We start from the raw sequence: 17,841 nt of genomic DNA on the forward strand, positions 1-17,841 counted from the left end.
ATCCGTCGCCTCGGGGGAGGTGCGGCGACCGCATTGGCATAGCTATATCAAGGACGACAGATCATGAATCTCTTCTCGCTCATGCGGCAGTTCACCATACGTTTGCGCATGCTGGGTGCCATTGGCGTGGTGCTGGGGCTGCTGGGGCTGCTGGGGGGCGCGGGCATGCTGGGCATGTTCCGCATCCACAACATGAGCCAGGACTTCATGGACCACTCGTTCGCCGAGGTGGGTTACATGGCCGAGCTGCGGGGCGAAATGGGTGCCATCCGCCAGTTCGAGAAGGACATGATCATTGGCTACGAGAAGCCCGAAGCCGTGAAGGCCGCACATGCCAAGTGGGTGGAGAGCCAGGACAAGGCCAAGAAGATTGCCAACAAGTTCCTGGAAGGCGAGGAGGACTCTGACAACCCGGTGGTGCGCAACATCGTCAAGCGCCTGGACAGCTACCGCGAGCTGTTTGCGCACGTGGCGCGCCAGCTGGAGGCGGGTGGCTATGACACCGCCACCATTGCCAACCGCATGAGCGGCAAGGCCGTGGCGGAGTTTGCCGAGGCCGACAAGCTGATGGCCGAGCTGGACTCGGTGCTGCGCGCCGAGGTGGCCAAGTCCGTGGCGCAGCAAAGCGAAGTGTCCAACCAGACCAAGTGGCTGTTTGTGCTGGCGGTGCTGATCACCGTGGTGGTGGTGGTGCCCACCACGCTGATGAACATGAACTCCATTTGCAAGCCGCTGGAAGACGCACGCAAGATGGCCCAGGCGATTGCGGGCGGCGACCTGTCGCAGCACATTGCTGCCGAGGGCAAGGACGAAGTGGCCGATTTGCAGCGCGCGCTGCGCGACATGCAGCAGGGCCTGAGTGCGCTGGTGGCGCAGGTGCGGGATGCCAGCGGCAACATCGCCACGGCCAGCCAGGAGATCGCCACGGGCAACCAGGACCTGTCGCAGCGCACCGAGCAGACGGCCAGCAACGCGCAGGAGGCCGTGTCCTCGCTGTCGCAGCTCACGTCCACGGTGCAGCAGACGGCATCGTCGTCGCAGATGGCAAACCAGCTGGCCGCGTCGGCCTCGCAGATGGCCACACACGGTGGCGGCGTGGTGCAGCAGGCCGTGGCCAGCATGCATGAGATTTCGACATCGAGCCGCAAGATCGGCGACATCATCGGCCTGATCGACTCCATTGCCTTCCAGACCAACATCCTGGCGCTGAACGCTGCGGTGGAAGCTGCCCGTGCAGGCGAGCAGGGCCGGGGCTTTGCCGTGGTGGCCAGCGAGGTGCGCAGCCTGGCGCAGCGCAGCGCAGCGGCGGCCAGCGACATCAAGGGCCTGATCCAGAGCAGCGTGACGGCCGTGGACGGCGGCGTGCGCCATGTGGAAGAAGCCGGCACGGCCATGAAGGACATCGTGAGCAGCGTGCAGCGCGTGGGCGACATCATTGGCGAGATCACGGCGGCTGCGTCCGAGCAGTCGGCTGGCATCGGCCAGGTGAACAGTTCGGTGGGCGAGATCGACCGCATGACGCAGCAGAACGCGGCGCTGGTGGAGGAATCCGCCGCAGCCGCCGAGTCGCTGCGCGAGCAGGCCGCGCGCCTGTCGCATGTGGTGCAGCAGTTCCGCCTGGCCGAATCTGCAGCCGGCTACGGCCACGGCGGTGCGGTGGCCGCACCGTATGCAGGGCATCAAACCCAGGCGCTGGCAACAGGCGCCGCGCAGGCGCGCCTGACGCACTGACCGCACCAGGCCTTTTCTACCGATGAGCCCCGCAGGCTTGGTCTGCGGGGCTTTTTTGTGGGCAGAGCTGCCCGGCGGTTTATTGACCTGCGTCATGGGCGCACCCGTGCACGCGTGGCACCCTTGGGGCCTTGTTGAACCTGGGGAGTGCGCCATGCCGTCGATCAGTCTGCGAACCATTCGCGAGGAGCATGCGTCGCTCGCGGCGGTGCTGCACTCGCTGCGCCTGATGCTGGACCAGGGCCCGGGCGACGAGCCCGCCGCGTTCTTTGACGTGATGCGGGCCATGCTGTTCTACATCGACGAGTTTCCCGAGCGCCAGCACCACCCCAAGGAGTCGCAGTGGCTGTTCCCCAGGGTGGCCGAGCGCTCGCCCCAGGCGGCCGAGGCCATCGCCCAGCTGGAGCGTGACCATGAGGGCGGTGAGGCCGCCGTGCGCGAACTGCAGCACCTGCTGCTGGGCTGGGAGCTGATGGGCGACGCGCGCCGCGAGGCGTTTGCGCTGGCGCTGGAGCGCTACATCCGCTTTTATCTGGAGCACATGCGCCTGGAAGAAACCGTGGTGCTGCCCGCCGCGCAGGAGACCCTGCAGCCGGGCGACTGGACCGCCATCGACGCGGCCTTTGCCAGCAACACCAACCCGCTGGCCCCGGGCAAGCCGCGCGACGCGGCCTATGACCGGCTCTTCACCCGCATCGTCATGCGGGCGCCCAGTCCGATCGGGCTCGGCTCACCCTCCTGAGCGACTGCGCCGTTTGGTGCTGACTGCGGCAGGCGACCGCTGGCTCGCGCAGCGGCAGCTGCAACCGGTGCGGCCCCATGGGGCCGTTCCGGCGCGGTGCAGACTCAGGCGCTGAGCGCCGGGTAGTCCGTGTACCCCTCGGCCCCGCCGCCGTACAGCGTGGCGCGGTTCACCTCGTTGAGCGGTGCGTTGGCTTTCAGGCGCGCCACCAGGTCGGGGTTGGCGATGAAGGGGCGGCCAAAGGCCACGATGTCGGCACCGTTGGCCAGGGCGGCATCGGCCAGCTCGCGGGTGTAGGCGTTGTTGACCATCCATGCACCCTTGCCACCCGTCGCACGGTAGGCGGCCTTGAGGGCGGCGTAGTCAAACGGGCGACCTTCCACCTCGCGCGGGCCACCGGTGGCGCCTTCGATGATGTGGATGTAGGCCAGGCCCAGCGGGCCCAGATGGCGCACCACGTGGTCGAACAGGGGCTGTGGGTCGGCGTCCACGATGTCGTTGGCAGGGGTGACGGGCGACAGGCGGATGCCGGTGCGGCCGCCGCCGATTTCCTCGACGATGGCGCGGGTCACTTCGAGCAGCAGACGGGCGCGGTTGGCAATGCTGCCGCCGTAGTCGTCGGTGCGCTGGTTGGCACCGGTCTTGAGGAACTGGTCGATCAGGTAGCCGTTGGCCGCGTGGATTTCCACACCGTCAAAACCCGACGCAATGGCGTTGCGCGCGGCGTGGCGGTAGTCCTGCACGATGCCGGGGATCTCTTCGGCGTCGAGTGCGCGGGGCATGGAGGTGGGGGTGAAGGTGGGCACGCCGTCCTTGATGAGCACGGTCTTGGTGTTGGCCTGCACGGCCGAGGGTGCGACGGGTGCGGCGTTGCCCGGCTGCAGGTCGGTGTGCGAGACACGGCCCACATGCCACAGCTGCACCACGATCTTGCCGCCGGCATCGTGCACGGCGCGGGTCACCTTCTTCCAGCCGTCCAGCTGCTCGGTGCCGTACAGGCCGGGCACATCGGCATAGCCCTGGGCTTGCGGGCTGATGGCTGTGGCCTCGGAAATGATGAGACCGGCACTGGCGCGCTGCGCGTAGTAGGTGGCGACCAGGTCGGTGGGGATGGCCTCGGGCGAGCGGTTGCGCGTGAGCGGCGCCATGGCGATGCGGTTGGCCAGCTGGAGGTCGCCCGCGCGGGTGGGTTCAAACAAAGAGGTCATGTTGAAGGTGTCCTGTAGAGGTACGTGCAAACAAAGCAGCCTTGCAGCTTAATGCTGCAGCGCAAAACGTGCAGCGCACTGGCGTCAACAAGGGCACCGGTTTTGTGTTAACCGAGTCGCTCAAGCCCGTCACTTCTGCAGCACCGTGGCCGTTGCATGAGAATGAAAGGCCATGCCCTTGCTACCGCCCCCCGCACCGTTCCCTGTTTCCCCGTTGCGCAGCCTGTGGCTCGCCGTGGCCCTGTCGATGGGCGCCGCCATTTCGCTGGGCATCACGCGGTTTGCCTATGCCCTGTTGCTGCCGCCCATGCGCGAAGACCTGGGCTGGTCGTACACGCTGGCCGGGGGCATGAACACGGCGAACGCGCTGGGCTATCTGCTGGGCGCTCTGGCCACGCCCTGGCTGTTGCGGCGTGCGGCCCCGGGCGCAGTGCTGTTGGTGGGCGCCACGATGGCTACGGTTTTTATGGGCCTGAGCGGATTTTTCACGCAGGCAACGCCCTTGCTGGCGCAGCGCCTGCTGGCCGGTGGGGCCAGTGCGCTGGTGTTCATTGCCGGGGGCCTGCTCGCGGCGCGGCTGGGTGCGCAGGTGCCGGGGCACAACGGATTGCTGCTGGGCCTGTATTACGGTGGCACGGGCTGGGGCATCAGCCTGTCGGCCTTGCTGGTGCCAGCAGTGCTGGGTGTGGCGCCCGCGCCGCATGGCTGGACCTGGGCCTGGTGGGCTTTGGCGCTGGCCTGTGTGGCGGCCACGGTGGCATTGCTGTGGCCGGCGCGGGTGTTGAACGGGCTGGCTGCACCTGTGGCCGCCGCATCGGGGACTCCACCGGAGGCAGCAGTGCCCGACCGCGTGCGCTGGCGGGCCCTGGCCCCGGCGCTGCTGGGTTACGGCCTGTTTGGCGTGGGCTATATCGGCTACATGACCTTTGTGGTGGCGCTGCTGCGCGAGCAGGGCCGGGGTGCGGGCGAGGTGACGCTGTTCTACGCCTTGCTGGGGCTGGCCGTAGTGCTGTCGTCGCGCATCTGGGCCGGGCTGCTGGACCGCAGCCGGGGCGGTGAGGCCCTGGCGCGCCTGAATGCGCTGCTGGGCGTGGGCACCATCCTGCCCGCCATTACGAGCGCGTGGCCGGTGGTGCTGGCCTCGGGGCTGCTGTTTGGCGGGGTGTTTTTGTCCGTGGTGGCATCGACCACGGCGCTGGTGCGGCACAACCTGCCGCAGGCGCTGTGGGCCAGCGGCATCAGCGCGTTCACCATCGTGTTTGCGGCCGGGCAGATCGTGGGGCCCACGGTGGTGGGCTGGATCGCCGATGGGCCTGGAGGCCTGGCGCGCGGGCTGGTGTTCTCGGCCTGCGCGTTGTGGGTGGGGGCGCTGGTGGCGTGGCGGCAGAAGCCGCTGTAGCACACAGGGATTTTGGCCGCGCGTCGAGCTACGTGCTCCCAATCGATACTGGCGGGGCCTAGGCCAGGAACGCCGAGCAAGGGCCGTCCCGCAGCGCCTCAGGGGAGTGTCCCTATTTCAGCAGGCCTTCGGCCTTCATGGCCGCCTGCACTGCGGGGCGGGCACCCACGCGTTCACGGTAGGCCGCCAGGTTGGCCAGGCCGGAGATATCGAGCTTGGTGGGCTGGGTCCAGTTGGTCACGGTGAACAGGTAGCCGTCGGCCACGGTGAACTGGTCGCCCATCAGGTATTGCTTGCCGGCGAGCTGGCCATCCACCCACTGCAGGCGTTGCAGCAGGCGCTCGCGCACCATGGGCTTGTACTCCTCGGGGGTGGCGGGGTTGAACAGGGGGCTGAAGCCCTTGTGCAGCTCGGTGCCGATGAAGGTCAGCCACTCTTGCAGGCGGTAGCGCGCCAGGGTGCCGTTGGCGGGAGCGAGCTGCTTGTCGGGCACCTGATCGGCAATGTATTGCACGATGGCCGGGCCTTCGCGCAGGCGCTCGCCGCTGTCCAGCTCCAGCACGGGCACGTAGCCCAGCGCATTGATGGTGTAGTAGTCGGTGCCGTCCTGCAGCTTGTGGCTCTTGGTGCTGGCCAGCACGGGGGTGTAGGCCAGGCCGGCCTCTTGCAGGGCGATGTGGGGGGACAGGGAGCAGGCGCCGGGGGAGTAATAGAGCTTCATGGATCGGTCCTTGGAAACGGTCGGAAACCGCCGATCCTATGCGCTGCGCCGGATTCTTGCAGGCGCCGGGGCGCAACCCCGGCGCCCGCCGCGTGGTGCAGCGGGGAGGGGTCGTGTCAGCTGTCGTATCCGGGCAGGTCGCGCTGCACCTTGCGCAGCAGCGCGGGCCAGGCAAAAGCGCCGCCCAGACCGCCGGTCTGCACGCGCATGGCCTGGGCCACGCCGCTCACGATCTGCGGGTTCACCTGCGTCAGTTCGCCGCCGGCCTGCGCGTCGATCTGGATGCGGCAGGTGTTCTCGAAGGTGTACATGGACAGGAAGGCGTCGGCAATCGTCTTGCCCACCGTCAGCAGCCCGTGGTTGCGCAGCATGAGGAAGTTGGCTTCGCCCAGGTCGGCCTGCAGGCGCGGCTTTTCTTCGTCGCGGAAGGCCACGCCTTCGTACTCGTGGTATGCCAGCGAGCCCAGCACAAAGGTGCTTTGCTGGCTGATGGGCAGCACGCCGCCCTTTTGCGCGCTCACGGCCACGCCAGCGCGGGTGTGGGTGTGCAGCACGCAGCCCGCCTCGGGCCGGGCCTCGTGTACGGCGCTGTGGATCACGAAGCCGGCAGGATTCACGGGGAAGGGTGAGTCGTGCAGCTTGTTGCACAGCATGTCCACCTTGATCAGGCTCGACGCCGTGATCTCGTCGAACATGAGGCCATAGGGGTTGATGAGGAAATGGTGCTCGCCCGGGCCTGACACCGACTCGGGCAGCTTGGCGCTGATGTGGGTGAAGACCAGGTCGCTCCAGCCGTACAGCGCGACGAGCCGGTAGCACGCGGCCAGGTCGCAGCGCAGCTGCCATTCTTCAGGGCTGACGCTGCCTTGCAGCGAGGGGATGTTGAGCATGGGTGGGTGTCTCCGGTGTTGTGGGTGGGAAGACACCACTGTAGGGCGGGGCGGTGGCTGGGTCTGTCAGGCAGGCTACACCCGTGGCCATGTGTCGGGTGCCTTGTGCTTCATTATTGATAGCAAAAGAGGCATGAAGCACTAGCGCTATCGGCCATTTTGACCCGAATCTTTGGTGCACGGCGCCCGCAGCGGGCCCCACGGGCCGATGTCCCCTTCACCGGCCCGTAACCCTCATCGGCCAGCGATCAGCCGACCTGTGGAATCGGTGCGCGCATGCCCGCGTTCAGCAGGTTCCAGGCGTTGATGATGGCGATGGCAAAGCCCAGGTCGGAAATCTCGGCGTCGGAGAACAGGGCCTTCAGCTTGGCGTATTCGTCATCGCTCGCGTCGCTGTGGGGTGTGGCGGTGATGATCTCTGCCCAGCGGAAGGCGGCGCGTTCGCGTTCGCTGAAGAACGGTGCCTCGCGCCAGCCAGCCACAGCGTTGAGGTGGCGCGGATTGGCGCCGTCCTTGACGAGCGCGCTCCAGTGCATGTCCATGCAGTAGGCGCAGCCGTTGATCTGCGAGATGCGCAGGAACACCAGCTCGGCCAGCCGGGTGCCCAGCGGGCCTTTCTTGATGGTTTCAGAGACGTTGACCAGGCCCATGAAGGCCTTGGACGACAGTTGGTGGTAGGGCAGGCGGGCGCTGTTGTGTTGCGACATGGAAAACTCCTGGTGTGAAAGGGTGTTGATAACGGCGGTGAAAGACGGCGCTCGTGTGTAGCCTTGTGGCCTTGTTACCGTGTGGCCACACTGCCGTCTTCCATACCCTTCAAGACGCTGCACCGTGCCGGGTTGTGACAGGTGGCCTGCGTTTTTTCTGCCCTGGCGCACTCGCCGGAGGTGCCCGCGTGATGGTCTGCGCGGACGGCGCCATGCCCATGTCTTTACAGCGGCAGCATGGCCGGGATGCCGGCCAGCTTGTCCGGGTTGCGCACAGCGTAGATGGCCACGATGCGCTCGCCATCGGTCACAAATGCCTGGGCCGACTCTATGCGCCCGTCCACATAGCGCAGCAGGCCCGGCTCGCCGTTGATGAGCGCCATGCGGTACACCACCTGCGCGCCCAGGCGCCGGAACACCGCCCAGTACAGGTTGGTGATGCGAAACGGCCCCACCAGCGGCTTGGGGAACGAGGGCACCACCCCGCCCCCATCGCCGATGAGCTGTGCGTCCTCGCTCAACAGTGCCTCGATGGCATGGCGGTCGCCACTCTGGGCGGCTTTCATGAAGCGCTGCAGCAACTGGTGGTGCACCGCCTGCGGCACCTCAAAGCGGGTGCGCGCCTGCTGCACGCGCTCGCTGGCGCGGTGCACCATCTGGCGGCAGCTGGCCTCGGTCTTGCCCAGCTGGGCGGCGATCTCGGGGTAGTCGTAGTCGAACACCTGGCGCAGCAAAAAGGCCGCGCGCTCCTCCGGCCCCAGCCGCTCCAGCACATACATGAACGCCACCGACAGCTCGCCCGCCAGTTCCACCGCCGACTCGGGGGTGTGCGCGTCCAGCTCCACCAGCGGCTCGGGCAGCCACCAGCCCACATAGGCCTCACGCTCGGCCTTGGCCGCCCGCAGCCGGTCGATGGACAGCCGCGTGACGATGGTCACCAGCCAGGCCTCGGCCGACTGCAGGGTGCTGGCGTCGGTGCGGCTCCAGCGCAGCCAGGCGTCCTGCAGCACATCCTCGGCATCGGCCCGCACACCCAGCATGCGGTAGGCAATGCCAAAGAGGCGAGGGCGCAGGGTGGTGAAGGGGTCGGTAGAGGTGGTCATGGCAATGGCGGCGGTGGAGTGCTTTCAGTGAAGCACAGACGGCGCACACCTGCGGTTTGTGACAGCCTGGCTTGGAGCTATCGTTTTTATAGCTGCTAGTGCATGTGGCACTAGCGCTTGAGTTCACTTTGGGGCTTGAAACGCCTGCAGTGTCCCTCCGTGGCCCCGCGAGACGGCCAACGGGCGCGGGGCCGGCTGCGTGAGCGATTCCAGCCGGTACAGGTAGTGCAGGGCGTGTGCCTGGTTGCTGCCGCACATCTCGGCAGAGGGCATCAGCCCTGCGCACACCGCCGGGCGCTCGGGTTGGCCAAAGATGCGGCAGCGCGCATCGTCCCCCAGCTGAATGCAGCGCACCCCGGCCGGTTTGCCCTGGGGCATTCCGGGGATGGGCGAGCTGATGGAGGGGGCGGTGCAGCAGGCGCCGCAACCGGGGCGGCAGTCCACGGGCGGGCCGCCTTATTGGCCGCCAGCGGGCTGCAGGCGGCTGGCGCCCCACAGCACCTGGTCCACCACGGCACGCACGCGGTCGCGGTGGGCTGGCTGGACGAGGGCGCCGCTGTCGTCAAACGCGCTGCCTGCCGAGCCCAGGGCAAACGCCTTGGGCGCCAGCCAGCATTCGGCATTGATCAGCAGGGGTGCCAGGTGGCTTTGCGAGCGCAGGCCGCCCAGAGCGCCGGGCGAGGCACTCAGCATGCCCACGACCTTGCCGCGAAAACTCTTGCCACCGTCCTGCCAGTCGGGGTTGCCCTTGACGGGGCTGGAGGCCCAGTCGATGGTGTTCTTGAGCAGGGCGGTGTAGCTGCCGTTGTATTCGGGCGAGCAGATGATCCAGGCCGGGTGCTGCCAGAGGATTTCCTTCAGCCGGATCACGTCGGCAGGCGTGCCCTGGGCTTCGAGGTCGGCGTTGTACAGCGGGATGTTGAAGTCCGACAGCTCCATCAGCGTGACGCTGGCCCCCGCATCGCGCGCGATGGCAGCGGTGGCGTGGGCCAGCTTGCGGTTGAAGGATTGCTGGCGGGTGCTTCCCGCGAAGATGAGAAGTTGGGTAGTCATGCGGGCCATTGGAGCACAAAGCCACGGCAGGAATACTGCAAGCTGCCGCCCTCCGGCGTGTGGGGGCGGGCGCTTGTTTCACGTGGAACATCCGCGCAAGGCCGCAGGGGCTGGTAGCGCTGCGGATGGGTGGCGCAACCGCTGTGACCAGGGCTTTGCACAAAAAGCATGCAAAGGTGGGAAAATCGTGGGTTTCCCCTTGCACCCTTGCCGCCCCGATGGGCTGGTGAATGATGCATCCCGCCTTCCTGCGACCCGCCCTCGTTGGGCCGTCGCAGGAGGGCGGGCGGTTTTGAATGTCGGGCCCTCCGGGCCCCGGAGCACCCCCATGTTGTACCCCCAGGAATTTGATGTGATCGTTGTCGGCGGTGGCCATGCAGGCACCGAGGCCGCGCTGGCCGCTGCCCGTATGGGCAGCAAAACGCTGCTGCTGACCCACAACATCGAGACTCTGGGGCAGATGAGTTGCAACCCCAGCATTGGGGGCATCGGCAAGGGCCACCTAGTGAAAGAGGTGGATGCGCTGGGCGGGGCCATGGCGCTGGCCACGGACGAGGGCGGCATCCAGTTCCGCATCCTCAATAGCTCCAAGGGCCCGGCCGTGCGGGCCACGCGCGCCCAGGCCGATCGCATTTTGTACAAGGCCGCCATCCGCCGCATGCTGGAGAACCAGCCCAACCTGTGGCTGTTCCAGCAGGCGGTGGACGACCTGATGGTGGAAGGCGACCGCGTGGTGGGCGCCGTGACGCAGGTGGGCATCCGCTTCCGCAGCCGCACCGTGGTGCTCACGGCGGGCACCTTTCTGGACGGCAAGATCCATGTGGGCCTGAACAACTACGCGGCGGGCCGGGCAGGGGACCCGCCTGCGGTGTCGCTGTCGGCGCGCCTCAAGGAGCTGAAGCTGCCGCAAGGGCGCCTCAAGACCGGCACGCCGCCCCGTATCGACGGGCGCAGCATCGACTTCTCGAAGTGCACCGAACAGCCCGGAGACGGCATGCCCGGCGGCGTAAACGAGGGCACGGTGCCTGTGTTCAGCTTCATGGGCAATGCACAAATGCACCCCCAGCAGGTGCCCTGCTGGATCACCCACACCAACGAGCGCACGCACGAGATCATCCGCAGCGGCTTCGACCGCAGCCCCATGTTCACCGGCAAGATCGAGGGCGTGGGCCCGCGCTACTGCCCGAGTGTGGAAGACAAGATCAACCGCTTTGCGGACAAGGACAGCCACCAGATCTTTCTGGAGCCCGAAGGCCTGACCACGCACGAGTACTACCCCAACGGCATCAGCACCAGCCTGCCGTTCGACATCCAGTACGACCTGGTGCGCAGCATGCCGGGGCTGGAGAACGCGCACATCTTGCGCCCCGGATATGCCATCGAGTACGACTACTTCGACCCCCGCTCGCTCAAGAGCAGCTTCGAGACGCGGCAAATCCAGGGCCTGTTCTTTGCCGGGCAGATCAACGGCACCACCGGCTATGAAGAGGCGGCGGCCCAGGGCCTGTTCGCCGGCATCAACGCCGCATTGCAGTGCCGAGGCGATGCGCCCTGGCTGCCTGGCCGGGACGAGGCCTACCTGGGCGTGCTGGTGGATGACCTCATCACCAAGGGTGTGACCGAGCCTTACCGCATGTTCACCAGCCGCGCCGAGTTCCGCCTGCAGCTGCGCGAAGACAACGCGGACATGCGCCTGACGGAAGTGGGGCGCCAGATGGGCCTGGTGGATGACACACGCTGGGATGCGTTCAGTCGCAAACGTGATGCGGTTTCACGTGAAACAGAGCGCCTGAAAGCCACCTGGGTGAACCCCCGCAACCTGCCAGCGGCGGAATCGGAGCGCGTGCTGGGCAAGAGCATTGAGCACGAGTACAACCTGTTCGAACTGCTGCGCCGCCCCGACGTGAGCTACGCCAACCTGGTATCGATGGACGGTGGCAAGTACGCATCGGCCGATGTTTCACGTGAAACCCTGGGCGACCTGAGCGCCCCGGTGCTGGAGCAGGTGGAGATTGCGGCCAAGTACGCGGGCTATATCGACCGCCAGAAGGGTGAGGTGGAGCGCGCTGCGCACTTCGAGAAGCTGCGCCTGCCGCCCGACCTGGACTACATGCAGGTGACGGCACTGAGCATCGAGGCCCGACAGGTTCTGAACCGCCACCGTCCGGAGACGTTGGGCCATGCCTCGCGCATCACGGGCATCACACCTGCGTCGATTTCGCTGCTGATGGTGCATCTGAAGAAGGGCGGATTCAAGGAGTTTGCCGTGGCACCGGCAACGCCCACCAAGGCAGAAGGCGAAGTGGCAGCATGACGATGACCGTGAGCAACGACAGCCTGCGCCAGCAACTGCAAGCCGGGGCCGATGCGCTGGCGCTGGGCCTGAGCGACGCACAGGTCTCCCTGTTGATGGATTTTCTGGCGCTGCTGCAGAAGTGGAACAAGGTCTACAACCTGACGGCCGTGCGCGACCCGCAGGAGATGTTGACGCACCACCTGCTGGACAGCCTGGCCGCCGTGGCGCCGCTGCGGCGGCATGTAGCGGGCCTGCAGCAGGGTGGGGTGGCGGCGGTGAAGCTGCTGGATGTCGGGTCGGGCGGTGGCCTGCCCGGTGTGGTGTTTGCCATCTGCTGCTCCGACGTGGATGTGAGCTGCGTGGACACCGTGGGCAAGAAGGCCGCGTTCATCCAGCAGGCAGCGGTGGCGCTCAAGCTGCGCAACCTGCACGGCGTGCATGCGCGGGTCGAGACGCTGACCACGCCCTTTGACCTCATCAGCTGCCGCGCGTTTGCCTCGTTGCCGGACTTTGTGACCTGGTCGCGCAGCGCACTGGCCGCGCCCCACGGGGTGTGGCTGGCCATGAAGGGCAAACACCCGGAGGACGAAATTGCCGCGCTGCCTGCAGATGTGGCGGTGTTTCACGTGGAACAGCTCGCGGTGCCGGGCCTGGATGCCGAGCGTTGCATCGTCTGGATGAAGCCCGCCTGATCACCCGGACCACCGGGCTGCCGACTTTTCGGCAGCCGAAGCAGGGGGCTCGCGTAAACTCGGCTGCTCACCCGGGTGCATCTTTGCACCGCACCCTCCCCGCGCACCAGGAGAAACCATGTTCGGCATCGCAGACTACGGCGCCTTTGTCGCCGCCATCGTGTTGTTTCTGCTCATCCCAGGCCCTGGAAATCTGGCGCTCATCACCTCCACCAGCAAGGGCGGCATCCGGGGTGGTTTGGCTGCCACCATGGGCGTGATTGCGGGTGACCAGGTGCTGATGTGGGCGGCAGTGGCCGGTGTGGCTGCGTTGCTCGCCACCTACCCCACCGCCTTCCACGCGGTGCAGTGGCTGGGGGCCGCCTATCTGGCGTGGCTGGGTTTCAAGATGGTCACGGCCAAGCCGGGCGCCCAGCCCATCCTGAACATCGAGCCACGCCACTATTTCAAGCAGGCCGGGCTGATCACCTTGCTCAACCCCAAGGCCATCGTTTTCTACATGGCGTTCTTTCCGCTTTTCGTCGATCCTGCGCGCCACCAGGGCATGCTGACCTTTGGCGTGATGGCGGCCACGGTGGCCGCGTTGACGTTTCTCTATGGCTTGGTCGCCGTGCTGCTCACGCACCACCTGGCCGAGCGCATGCGCGCCAACCCGCGCATCGGCCGCGTGCTAGAGAAAGTGGCAGGCGTCTTCCTGATCGGCTTTGGCATCAAGCTGGCCATCTCCAAATAACACCACACGAACTGCAGCACCCACATGGCCAAGATCTTTTGCGTTGCCAATCAAAAGGGTGGGGTGGGCAAGACCACCACCACCGTCAACCTCGCCGCTGGCCTGGCCAAGATCGGCCAGCGCGTGCTGATGGTGGACCTGGACCCGCAGGGCAACGCCACCATGGGCTCGGGGGTGGACAAGCGCAGTCTGGACCTCACGGTGTACGACGTGCTGCTCGAATCCGCCTCGGTGAAAGAGGCGGCCGTGCTGTCGGACAAATGTGGCTACTGGGTGCTGGGCGCCAACCGCGAACTGGCCGGGGCCGAGGTGGAACTGGTGGCGCTGGAGCACCGCGAAAAGCGCCTCAAATCCGCGCTGGCGGAGGCCGATGGTGACTACGACTTCGTGCTGATCGACTGCCCTCCGTCGCTGTCGATGCTCACCCTCAACGGCCTGTGCAGCGCCCACGGCGTGATCGTGCCCATGCAGTGCGAGTACTTCGCGCTGGAAGGCCTGACCGACCTGGTCAACACCATCAAGCAGGTGCACGCCAACCTCAATGCCGACCTGCAGATCATCGGCCTGCTGCGCGTGATGTTCGACCCGCGCATCACGCTGCAGCAGCAGGTGAGCGACCAGCTCAAGGGCCACTTTGGCGACAAGGTGTTCAACAGCGTGATTCCGCGCAACGTGCGCCTGGCCGAGGCGCCCAGCTATGGCCTGCCCGGCGTGGTGTTTGACCCGGCCGCCAAGGGCAGCCAGGCCTTTGTGGAGTTTGCGCAGGAGATGGTCGAGCGCGTGCAAACCATGCCTCCTGCAGCCTCTTCCATGGCCAAAATGGCCGCAGGCGCTTGAAGAGTATGCGGTAGCAGCTATTAATTTGATAGTAATGAAGGCCTCCAACATCCTGCTGCTGCCTGGCTGGCAGAACTCTGGCCCCGACCACTGGCAAAGCCGCTGGGAGGCCGCGCACGGCTACCAGCGCGTGGAGCAGCACGACTGGATGCGCCCGCTGCGCGGCGACTGGTCTGCGCGCCTGGAAGAAACCGTGGCCGATGCGGATGGCCCCGTGCTGCTGGCGGCGCACAGCCTCGGTTGCATCCTCACCGCCTGGTGGGCGGCGCACACCCGCCACGCGGCCAAGGTGCGCGGCGCGCTGCTGGTGGCGCCGGGCGATGTGGAGCGGCCCGACCTGGCTGCGCAGATCCACGGCTGGGCGCCCATTGCGCGCCAGCCGCTGCCGTTTCCGGCCGTGCTGGTGGGCAGCCGCAACGACCCGTACTGCAGCTTCGAGCGCGCCGAAGGTCTGGCCCAGGCCTGGGGTGCGCGGTGTGTGGACTATGGCGAGCGCGGGCATATCAATGCCGAATCCGGGCTGGGCGACTGGGATGAGGGGCGCGGCTGGCTGATGCAGCTCGCCACCCCGGCATGAACCGCTGGGCCTTTTGGCGCAAGCGCCCGGATACGGCGGGTGCTGCACAGAGCCAATTACCCACGATGGTGCAGCGTCCTGCGGCGCTCTACTGGCCGCTCGATGCGCTGCAAGTGGTGTTGGCCTGGCTGCTGCCCAGCGGGGCGGTGGTGGTGGGCGCGCTGGGGCAGTTCATGCTGGCCCTGGTGCTGCTGGCCATCGGGTTCGGTGTGTGGCTGCGCCTGTGGCGCAGTCGCAAGCGGCGCCGCGTGGCGAGCCGCTCTGCGCGTTGATGTTTTGAACCCTTGTTGCCGACCCATGACCAAGATCAGCCTGCCCGCCATTGCCGACCAACTGCCCCGCGCCTGGAACTCCACGGTGGTGGGCCAGGCTGCGGGCGCCAACGTCAAGGTGCTGCGCATGGACGACGCTGCCTATCCCGACGAATCGCACGACTTTGATGAAGCCCTGTTGGTGCTGGACGGCTGCATGCGCCTCGCCCTGCAAGGGCAGGTCACCGAGGTGAACGCGGGCGAGGTGTTCATCGTGCCCGCTGGCGTGCCCCACGCCGTGGCGCCCGGCAGCCACGGCACGCTGGTCATCATCGACCGCTGATTCTTCCCCCCTTTCCCTTTTTCCTTTCGCGAGACGCATTTCATGGTCACCAAAAAACCCAAGGGCCTCGGCCGAGGCCTGGAAGCCCTGCTGGGCCCCAAGGTCGAAGACAAAGTGGAGCAGGCCCAGGCCGCCGAAGCGGGCCTGCCCAGCAGCCTGCCGCTCTCCGAGCTGGTGCCGGGTGTGTACCAGCCGCGCACGCGCATGGACGAGGGCGCGCTGTACGAGCTGGCCGAGTCCATCAAGGTCCAGGGCGTCATGCAGCCTATCCTGGTGCGGCGCCTCGCGGGGGGTGAACACGCAGGTAAGTACGAAATCATTGCGGGCGAGCGGCGTTTTCGGGCCTCCCGCCTGGCGGGCCTGGCCGAGGTGCCGGTGCTGGTGCGCGATGTACCGGACGAGTCGGCCGCCGCCATGGCGCTCATCGAAAACATCCAGCGCGAAGACCTCAACCCGCTGGAAGAAGCCCAGGGTCTGCAGCGCCTGGTCAAGGAGTTTGGCCTGACGCACGAGCTGGCTGCCCAGGCCGTGGGCCGCTCGCGCAGCGCCGCCAGCAACCTGCTGCGCCTGTTGAATCTGGCCGAGCCCGTGCAGACCATGCTGATGGCGGGCGACATCGACATGGGCCATGCGCGTGCGCTGCTGTCGCTGGACCGCGCCGCGCAGATCACGGCCGGCAACCAGATCGCGGCCAAGAAGCTGTCGGTGCGCGAGGCCGAGGCCCTGGTCAAGAAGATCGGTGCCGAGTTCAGCCTGGTGCCGCAAAAGCCCCAGAAGGAAAAGTCGCGCGACCTCAAGCGCGTGGAAGAAGAACTGTCGGACCTGCTCATGGCCGAGGTCGAAGTGCGCGTCAAGAAACGCGTCAAGCGCAACGGCCGGGTGGAGGACATGGGCGAGCTGGCGATCCAGTTCGGGTCGCTGGAGGCGCTCAACGGGCTGATCGACCGCCTGCGCGGCTGACCCTCTCATCGCTCCGGGGCGCGGGGTTGTTGCCGCGCAAGATGGCGTGAAATAGCGCACACAAACGGTTTCCACAAGTAACTTGCAGGGGCAAAATGCGTCCTTGCGGGGCCTACACTGCGCTGCGTTCAACACACCCGGGTTGACCGCAAGGCCTCTTCACAGGGCGGCGACGACGCTGCTTTGCGGCCCATGATGGTTTGCCGGGTGATCCATGTATCTCCTGGAGCAGACCTGATGACAACCCCTTTGCGCTACCTGACCCCCGCCTGCCTGGCCGCTGGCCTGTGCATTGCCAGCCTGGGCGCCCAGGCCCAAAACACCAAGGCTCCCAAGGTGCAGCTGTGGATGGACCTGTCCACCGGCACCATGGCCGGCATGCCCGAGATGGACAGCCTGCCCGGTGGTGGCGGCATGCTCGGCGGCCTCATGGGGGGCATGGGCGGCGGCGCTGCGCCGGGCATGGGGGGCGGCAGCAACACGTCGTATGGCAACGCCCGCGCCATGTCCATCATGCCGCCGCGCGTCATGGATATCGCTTTGCACAACAGCCTGCGCCCCGGCGTCGAGGCGAGCCAGTCCATCCCGCCCGGCATGCGCATGGGCGAGTCCCTGCCGCTGATCCCGCCGCGTGCCCAGCCAACGCAGACCGAGCCGGGCGAAGTGCCGCGTGAGTACCAGCAACAGCAGCCCAAGGGCCGCATCCTGCTGTACTGGGGCTGCGGTAGCGCGGTGCGTGCGGGCCAGCCCCGCGTGATCGATCTGGCACGTGCCAAGCCCTCCGACTACGCCCAGGCCTTCGCGGGCCGCGCCGTGCCGGACCGGGGCCCGCGCGTGGGTCCGGCCTATGCGCTGTACCCCAACGAACGCAACCAGGTCAGCCTGTCGCGGGACAGCTCGGTGGTGGGCGAGCACCAGGTGCGTGGCGACGGCGTGCCTGCCTCCATGAAATTTACCCTGGGCGCGGCGCAGGACCTGATGCCCGCCATCGACCTGCGCACCACCGGCAAGCCGCAGGACAGCATGGGTACCAGCTGGCAGCCCGTGCGCAACGCGCGTGCCTACTACCTGCATGCCATGTCACAGAGCGGGGACGATCTCATCATGTGGTCCAGCGCCGAGACGCCGGACACCGGCATGGGCCTGTTCGACTACCTCTCGCCCGCCACCATCGACCGCTGGCTCAAGGAGCGCGTGCTGCTGCAGCCCGAGACCACCCAATGCGCCATTCCGCAGGGCATCTTTGCGGGTGGCGGGCGCGATGCCACGCCCATGTTGCGCATGATGGCCTACGGTGGCGAGAGCCACATTGTGTACCCACCCCGCCCGGCCGACCCCAAAGCTGCGTGGGAGCCTGAATGGTCGGTGCGCGTGCGCGTGAAGTCGCACACCATGGCCATGCTGGGTGAAGAGATGCAGGGGCGCCGTGGTGGCATGGGCACGGCACCCGGTGCACCGTCGGGCGGCACAGGCGCTTACTCCAGCGGCATGGGCGGTGCACCCGCAGGCCAGCCGCCGGCAGGCGACGGCGGCACGGACGCGGGCAACGTGGTCAACCCCGTCAATCTGCTGCGCGGCATTTTTGGCCGCTGAGAACG

At 67.0% G+C, this 17,841-nt stretch carries 19 protein-coding genes; 12 read left to right on the top strand and 7 right to left on the bottom strand.

Features of this window, described 5'->3' with window-relative positions:
* The first annotated feature begins 63 nt into the window (after window positions 1-63).
* A complete protein-coding gene (locus tag N4G42_RS00535; RefSeq protein WP_260665760.1) occupies window positions 64-1,731 on the top strand; it encodes a methyl-accepting chemotaxis protein in 1,668 nt (555 codons plus the stop codon).
* Between the two features lie 154 nt (window positions 1,732-1,885).
* Window positions 1,886-2,473, top strand: a complete 588-nt coding sequence (locus N4G42_RS00540; protein WP_056056944.1) for a hemerythrin domain-containing protein — start codon at window positions 1,886-1,888, stop codon at window positions 2,471-2,473.
* Window positions 2,474-2,577: 104 nt separating this feature from the next.
* Here N4G42_RS00540 and N4G42_RS00545 read toward each other — a convergent pair whose 3' ends face one another.
* Entirely contained in the window at window positions 2,578-3,681 is a 1,104-nt protein-coding gene (locus N4G42_RS00545; protein ID WP_260665761.1) for an alkene reductase, read from the bottom strand.
* A gap of 172 nt (window positions 3,682-3,853) precedes the next feature.
* On the opposite strand from N4G42_RS00545, the gene N4G42_RS00550 reads away from it, so the two are divergent.
* On the top strand, window positions 3,854-5,080 hold the full coding sequence (locus tag N4G42_RS00550; protein WP_260665762.1) for a YbfB/YjiJ family MFS transporter: 1,227 nt from the start codon (window positions 3,854-3,856) through the stop codon (window positions 5,078-5,080).
* A gap of 112 nt (window positions 5,081-5,192) precedes the next feature.
* Here N4G42_RS00550 and gstA read toward each other — a convergent pair whose 3' ends face one another.
* The 6 genes from gstA to N4G42_RS00580 form a co-directional block, all read right to left on the bottom strand.
* Window positions 5,193-5,801: a glutathione transferase GstA gene (gene gstA, locus N4G42_RS00555; RefSeq protein WP_260665763.1), complete on the bottom strand. Its 609-nt coding sequence runs from the start codon at window positions 5,799-5,801 to the stop codon at window positions 5,193-5,195.
* Between the two features lie 116 nt (window positions 5,802-5,917).
* Window positions 5,918-6,691, bottom strand: coding sequence for a class II aldolase/adducin family protein (locus N4G42_RS00560; protein WP_056742476.1), 774 nt, complete (start codon window positions 6,689-6,691; stop codon window positions 5,918-5,920).
* Window positions 6,692-6,939: 248 nt separating this feature from the next.
* Window positions 6,940-7,398 (bottom strand): carboxymuconolactone decarboxylase family protein, encoded by a 459-nt coding sequence (locus N4G42_RS00565; RefSeq protein ID WP_260665764.1) that lies wholly within the window; start codon window positions 7,396-7,398, stop codon window positions 6,940-6,942.
* A 224-nt stretch (window positions 7,399-7,622) separates the two neighbouring features.
* Entirely contained in the window at window positions 7,623-8,501 is an 879-nt protein-coding gene (locus tag N4G42_RS00570; protein ID WP_260665765.1) for an RNA polymerase sigma-70 factor, read from the bottom strand.
* A 123-nt stretch (window positions 8,502-8,624) separates the two neighbouring features.
* Window positions 8,625-8,945, bottom strand: a complete 321-nt coding sequence (locus N4G42_RS00575; RefSeq protein WP_260665766.1) for a YkgJ family cysteine cluster protein — start codon at window positions 8,943-8,945, stop codon at window positions 8,625-8,627.
* 12 nt (window positions 8,946-8,957) lie between these two features.
* Window positions 8,958-9,554: an NADPH-dependent FMN reductase gene (locus N4G42_RS00580; protein ID WP_056743165.1), complete on the bottom strand. Its 597-nt coding sequence runs from the start codon at window positions 9,552-9,554 to the stop codon at window positions 8,958-8,960.
* A 328-nt stretch (window positions 9,555-9,882) separates the two neighbouring features.
* Between N4G42_RS00580 and mnmG the strand changes: the two genes are divergently transcribed.
* The 9 genes from mnmG to N4G42_RS00625 all read left to right on the top strand — a co-directional run bounded on the left by mnmG (window position 9,883) and on the right by N4G42_RS00625 (window position 17,836).
* Window positions 9,883-11,868, top strand: coding sequence for a tRNA uridine-5-carboxymethylaminomethyl(34) synthesis enzyme MnmG (gene mnmG / locus N4G42_RS00585; protein ID WP_260665767.1), 1,986 nt, complete (start codon window positions 9,883-9,885; stop codon window positions 11,866-11,868).
* Entirely contained in the window at window positions 11,865-12,542 is a 678-nt protein-coding gene (gene rsmG, locus N4G42_RS00590; protein WP_260665768.1) for a 16S rRNA (guanine(527)-N(7))-methyltransferase RsmG, read from the top strand. The genes mnmG and rsmG overlap by 4 nt, the downstream gene beginning before the upstream one ends.
* Before the next feature lie 118 nt (window positions 12,543-12,660).
* Window positions 12,661-13,275, top strand: coding sequence for a LysE family transporter (locus N4G42_RS00595; RefSeq protein WP_260665769.1), 615 nt, complete (start codon window positions 12,661-12,663; stop codon window positions 13,273-13,275).
* A 24-nt stretch (window positions 13,276-13,299) separates the two neighbouring features.
* The gene (locus N4G42_RS00600; protein WP_056742454.1) at window positions 13,300-14,112 is read left to right on the top strand and encodes a ParA family protein; all 813 of its coding nucleotides are present in this window, start codon (window positions 13,300-13,302) and stop codon (window positions 14,110-14,112) included.
* Window positions 14,113-14,146: 34 nt separating this feature from the next.
* Window positions 14,147-14,689: an alpha/beta hydrolase gene (locus tag N4G42_RS00605; RefSeq protein WP_260665770.1), complete on the top strand. Its 543-nt coding sequence runs from the start codon at window positions 14,147-14,149 to the stop codon at window positions 14,687-14,689.
* Entirely contained in the window at window positions 14,686-14,961 is a 276-nt protein-coding gene (locus N4G42_RS00610) for a hypothetical protein (protein ID WP_146870385.1), read from the top strand. Before N4G42_RS00605 ends, N4G42_RS00610 begins: the two co-directional genes overlap by 4 nt.
* A 25-nt stretch (window positions 14,962-14,986) precedes the next feature.
* On the top strand, window positions 14,987-15,283 hold the full coding sequence (locus N4G42_RS00615; RefSeq protein ID WP_056056978.1) for a cupin domain-containing protein: 297 nt from the start codon (window positions 14,987-14,989) through the stop codon (window positions 15,281-15,283).
* A gap of 42 nt (window positions 15,284-15,325) precedes the next feature.
* The gene (locus N4G42_RS00620) at window positions 15,326-16,243 is read left to right on the top strand and encodes a ParB/RepB/Spo0J family partition protein (RefSeq protein WP_099731631.1); all 918 of its coding nucleotides are present in this window, start codon (window positions 15,326-15,328) and stop codon (window positions 16,241-16,243) included.
* A 237-nt stretch (window positions 16,244-16,480) separates the two neighbouring features.
* On the top strand, window positions 16,481-17,836 hold the full coding sequence (locus tag N4G42_RS00625; RefSeq protein ID WP_260665771.1) for a hypothetical protein: 1,356 nt from the start codon (window positions 16,481-16,483) through the stop codon (window positions 17,834-17,836).
* Window positions 17,837-17,841 lie beyond the last annotated feature (5 nt).

It is taken from the genome of Acidovorax sp. K2F (assembly GCF_025246485.1).
Lineage (GTDB): Bacteria > Pseudomonadota > Gammaproteobacteria > Burkholderiales > Burkholderiaceae_C > Acidovorax > Acidovorax delafieldii.

Coding starts and splice junctions, on each gene's coding strand:
- N4G42_RS00535 (WP_260665760.1), top strand. CDS start 64: ATGAATCTCTTCTCGCTCATGCGGCAGTTCACCATACGTTTGCGCATG.
- N4G42_RS00540 (WP_056056944.1), top strand. CDS start 1,886: ATGCCGTCGATCAGTCTGCGAACCATTCGCGAGGAGCATGCGTCGCTC.
- N4G42_RS00545 (WP_260665761.1), bottom strand. CDS start 3,681: ATGACCTCTTTGTTTGAACCCACCCGCGCGGGCGACCTCCAGCTGGCC.
- N4G42_RS00550 (WP_260665762.1), top strand. CDS start 3,854: ATGCCCTTGCTACCGCCCCCCGCACCGTTCCCTGTTTCCCCGTTGCGC.
- gstA (WP_260665763.1), bottom strand. CDS start 5,801: ATGAAGCTCTATTACTCCCCCGGCGCCTGCTCCCTGTCCCCCCACATC.
- N4G42_RS00560 (WP_056742476.1), bottom strand. CDS start 6,691: ATGCTCAACATCCCCTCGCTGCAAGGCAGCGTCAGCCCTGAAGAATGG.
- N4G42_RS00565 (WP_260665764.1), bottom strand. CDS start 7,398: ATGTCGCAACACAACAGCGCCCGCCTGCCCTACCACCAACTGTCGTCC.
- N4G42_RS00570 (WP_260665765.1), bottom strand. CDS start 8,501: ATGACCACCTCTACCGACCCCTTCACCACCCTGCGCCCTCGCCTCTTT.
- N4G42_RS00580 (WP_056743165.1), bottom strand. CDS start 9,554: ATGACTACCCAACTTCTCATCTTCGCGGGAAGCACCCGCCAGCAATCC.
- mnmG (WP_260665767.1), top strand. CDS start 9,883: ATGTTGTACCCCCAGGAATTTGATGTGATCGTTGTCGGCGGTGGCCAT.
- rsmG (WP_260665768.1), top strand. CDS start 11,865: ATGACGATGACCGTGAGCAACGACAGCCTGCGCCAGCAACTGCAAGCC.
- N4G42_RS00595 (WP_260665769.1), top strand. CDS start 12,661: ATGTTCGGCATCGCAGACTACGGCGCCTTTGTCGCCGCCATCGTGTTG.
- N4G42_RS00600 (WP_056742454.1), top strand. CDS start 13,300: ATGGCCAAGATCTTTTGCGTTGCCAATCAAAAGGGTGGGGTGGGCAAG.
- N4G42_RS00605 (WP_260665770.1), top strand. CDS start 14,147: ATGAAGGCCTCCAACATCCTGCTGCTGCCTGGCTGGCAGAACTCTGGC.
- N4G42_RS00610 (WP_146870385.1), top strand. CDS start 14,686: ATGAACCGCTGGGCCTTTTGGCGCAAGCGCCCGGATACGGCGGGTGCT.
- N4G42_RS00615 (WP_056056978.1), top strand. CDS start 14,987: ATGACCAAGATCAGCCTGCCCGCCATTGCCGACCAACTGCCCCGCGCC.
- N4G42_RS00620 (WP_099731631.1), top strand. CDS start 15,326: ATGGTCACCAAAAAACCCAAGGGCCTCGGCCGAGGCCTGGAAGCCCTG.
- N4G42_RS00625 (WP_260665771.1), top strand. CDS start 16,481: ATGACAACCCCTTTGCGCTACCTGACCCCCGCCTGCCTGGCCGCTGGC.